We start from the raw sequence: 1009 nt of genomic DNA, 5'->3' as shown, positions 1-1009 counted from the left end.
TGTAGAGCTGACGCGAGCTTGGCTCTCTGTACCCTCAACTTTGTAGGTATCGGAATTTTCAACCGTAAAGCCAAATTCCTCACCAGCATTTAACAAGGCTTGAAAATCACCTTGGCGATCTCCGCCAAAACGAAAGTCATCTCCAACGACCAAGTGTTTCACTTTTAAGTGATTCACCAAAACTTGATCAATAAATGCTTTGGCAGTGAGGGCACGAAACTTCTCATTAAATTGAAGTACGCAAATATAATCTAAGCCGTAATTTTGCAGACATTCGTACTTGTCACGAAATCGCATTAAACGCGCGGGTGCCTGCTCGCCTTTAAAATACTCTTGCGGTTGAGGTTCGAACACGACGACAACCGAGGGGAGATTAAGATCACTAGCCCGCTCAACAACACGACGTACAATTTCTTGGTGCCCCAGATGAACACCATCGAAATTTCCAATCGTTGCGACACACCCTTCCTCTGGAAGAGGGTTGTTGTATAAGCCTCGAAGGAGCTTCATTTGCCCTACATCACTGCAAAAAATAGCTGGGGATTATAAATGTTGAGGAGGCACTTATTCAATCAAGCGCCCATGGTTTAGGTGAAAGAAAGGAAAATTTTATTCGTCAAGCGATGTTTTATTCCCACCACCCGGTCAAGTTCATGTAAACAATAGCCGCTGGAGCAATCAAAAACGTTAAAATACCGACCGTCTCATCAGTCGACTCTTCATTATTCTCATTCACTCGAATAGTGTTATCACCAGCATCTTTGCCTGATGTGTAGTAGTTACGCCCCTTGTGACGAACAAATAATTTATCGGAGTCATCTAAATCATAAGAATCGATATTCTGGTAGGCAGGCTTAAACTCATCATCATTGGCATACGAAGCAGCAGATACAAAAATGAGCACAAAAACTGTGAACGCTGATATAAAAAGTTTCATGAGATCTCCGCGAAATTCGCTTGCCAAAACACTGTGTAAACTTAAGTTATCGCTTATTAAATCCTGTTAACT

Annotated in this window: 1 protein-coding gene and 1 pseudogene; both read right to left on the bottom strand. The window is 42.1% G+C overall.

Annotated features, from left to right (window positions below):
* Nucleotides 1-510, bottom strand: a pseudogene (locus A3738_RS20800) (hypothetical protein); the annotation flags it as partial.
* A gap of 118 nt (nt 511-628) precedes the next feature.
* The gene (locus A3738_RS20795; protein ID WP_068478578.1) at nt 629-937 is read right to left on the bottom strand and encodes a hypothetical protein; all 309 of its coding nucleotides are present in this window, start codon (nt 935-937) and stop codon (nt 629-631) included.
* Between the last annotated feature and the right edge of the window lie 72 nt (nt 938-1009).

The organism is Oleiphilus sp. HI0066, from assembly GCF_001635725.1.
This window is presented reverse-complemented; position numbering and strand designations above follow the sequence as displayed.